Source organism: Prevotella sp. SGI.167, assembly GCF_050313615.1.
Lineage (GTDB): Bacteria > Bacteroidota > Bacteroidia > Bacteroidales > Bacteroidaceae > Prevotella.
In genome coordinates, this window is record NZ_JBNPLT010000075.1 from 1 (window position 1) to 2,685 (window position 2,685).

The following is a 2,685-nucleotide window of genomic DNA, read 5'->3' on the forward strand; positions in this document are numbered from 1 at the left end:
TAGAAAACTCATCAGTTCATTGCTGGTCTTCTTGGCAAGTCTGTTGAACCATACTAGCAGAATGATGTTCAATCCTATTAGTGCCATTCCCAGGAAGACAAAGAGGATGATATAAATACTCTGGTAACTCATGTGCCATTGCATCCCCGTCATCTTTGTATAGTTGATGAGTGCTTTATGCTGTGTCTGAAAGCTAAGTCCAATGAATGGGCTGATGAAATTGAACCAGTTGGAGAAGATCAGATAGGCATAGCCAAGAACGGAAACTGTTCCTGATATGGTGAACACATCCAGGCCGAATTGCTTGTATCTCTTCCTCATGGGGATGAGAAGCAGGAGGCAGGATAGGATACATACCAGTCCCTGTAGGTATAAGCTCCATGCCACATTTGCTGTGGCATATGAAACTCCCAGACTTTTGGCAATCATTGAAATGACGCCTGCGATTAAATCATATAACATTTTCATATTGCGATGATATTTTTTACACTGTTTCTAATACTAGAGAATCATGCTGGCAATTAATCTTATTTTTTAGCAACAGATCATCCATTTTTTTGGCATCTTCCTGCAATGAGTTCAGGAGCAATTGAAGTTTTCTTTTCTGGTTGCCCAAATCATCAATTTCTCTTTTCAGCACTGTAAACTTTTCGATTCTTTCTCGGATTTCGGCTTTTGTGATTGAAGGATCTATTCGCTTCGCTATGTGCAATAAGCGATAAATAGTTCTGTAATTGGTAAGTCTGTATCCGAATTTATTATATAGTCTTGAATACAGAGGGTAGTCTCCTTGCTTCTCCAGAGATTCAATTTGAGAGAGGATGACATCAAGTTTATACTTCTCTTCCTTTATCTTATTTCTCAACATTGGCTTGAATTTCGTGCAGAGATTGTAGAGTCTCTTTATATATCCAACCTTGTTGATTTGGCAAGGTAAAGCCTCTATGTTGGTGACAAACATTAATGAGTATGCTATTTTACGAGACTTAATCAGCCAAAAGTCATCTTTATCTAATTCGGCATAACTGCTCACTCTCAAATAGTTGTATTTTGAATTGAAGAAACCATATGAATTGGAGTTCATGATGTCCTCTAATCCTCCTACCATAGTTGACAATTGGCTATTCAACCAGTTGACCAAATATGCTTCATTATTTTCCGCTATGGCATTGTAAAAGGAAAGGCAATCTTGCATGATATGTTTCCATTCTGAGTAGTTCAAATCATACTGGTATGTACATCTTGTTACTGTGCCATAATCTGAGTCTCTGTATTTGACGTAGTAGGAGAATGGTGCCAAAATGACATTGTTATATTTGAAAGTTGCAGTAAAGTCGCTGGATGCTCCAAAACCAAAGTTTGAATATATGTGGAACGTAACCTTTTCTCCAAAGTTCCAGTCAAAATGTCTCCAGCCTCCATATCTATGCGAAAATGCAACAATGTCATTGTTCTTTTTAAGTTCAGAGATGGCATGCTGCATATCTATTGCATCCATTCTATATGCTTTGTTGTTATTGTTTAATAATTCTTCTTTTATTCTGGGTATATCACTTGAATATGCAGAATTTAGCGAAGTTGCATAGTTGTGAAATTTACACAATTCTGCTTTTGAAACGTTCTGCACGTGTTGGATTGGCTTTTCAACAAAAGTCAATTTTCCATTTTCTCTGATTATTGCATAAAGTACCTGATTCATCATAATTGTTCTATTTTTATAGTTATACTTACTAATTTAGCGTACCTAAGTACATCAATATATACCTTAAGCTGGTTAAAGGTAAACATTGTAGGTACAAAAGTAGATAAAAATGAGCAAACAATGCTACATTCTATCTGTTGATTGTATCAAATGCCTGCTTCTTTGTATAAAATAAATGTTCTAAAGCCTATTCTATCTTTTAGCTGTATTTTGATGAGTTCTCTTCATGTTAGTACGCTGGTCGTGGTTACTGCAAAAGTTGAATCCAAAGATGGATAGGTGCTTAGTGTAAAAAAGAGCACAAAGGCAGAATATTTAATATCAGCCTCTGTGCTCTGCATCTTCCCTAAGCCGCTAAAGAAAAGAAGATCCATACTACACAAAATCCAACTTCAATAAACAATGATGTTAAAAATCAGGGAGTTAAATGGTGATTGGTAGCGATATGGGTGAAAAACAGAATATAAAATATCGGGACTACCTCCAGCATATATCAGTTCTCTGTTCTCAGAGGAACGATTTCTTCACGCAGCTTGTTTTGAGCAGTAAAAAAATCACCCAATAGAGCCTTTAGGTATTCTTTTACTTGAGGAATGTCCTTAGTCAGTATGCACTGGCGTTTAGAATGGAGAACAAATTTCTGTCCTTCTTCTTCTATGCTGTAAAAAATGGTTACTCCACCATGAGTGTTGATTGTGTTAATTGCCTTACGTACGTTAGACATTTGTTCAAGATCATCCATTGGAACTATACACCACCATGGATCCCACATTTCAATGAAGTAGCTGTCATTACTGGCATTAATGACAATATGTTCTCCCTGATACTCAAAATACAAGCGATTCTCGTTCTCTTCTAAAACAGTTACCTCACAATTTAATTGCTTCAGTAGCTCTATGCACAAATCCTTGGTGTGTGGAGGTTCTTCCTGCTTTTCTTCTTGCTGGATGTCTGCAGAAGCCTCAGGTTGTGTACTTCCATCT

General features: G+C 36.8%; 3 protein-coding genes. All 3 read right to left on the reverse strand.

The features are described 5' to 3' along the window. Nucleotides 1–462: hypothetical protein (locus tag ACQRBJ_RS15810; RefSeq protein WP_445304200.1), on the reverse strand; the 462-nt coding region annotated here is incomplete at its 3' end. 22 nt (nucleotides 463–484) lie between these two features. After that, nucleotides 485–1,702 carry a hypothetical protein gene (locus tag ACQRBJ_RS15815; RefSeq protein WP_445304201.1) on the reverse strand — a complete coding sequence of 406 codons (1,218 nt, stop codon included), beginning with the start codon at nucleotides 1,700–1,702 and terminating at the stop codon, nucleotides 485–487. Between the two features lie 493 nt (nucleotides 1,703–2,195). Next, nucleotides 2,196–2,685 (reverse strand): hypothetical protein (locus ACQRBJ_RS15820; protein WP_445304202.1); only part of this gene is annotated, 490 nt, incomplete at its 5' end.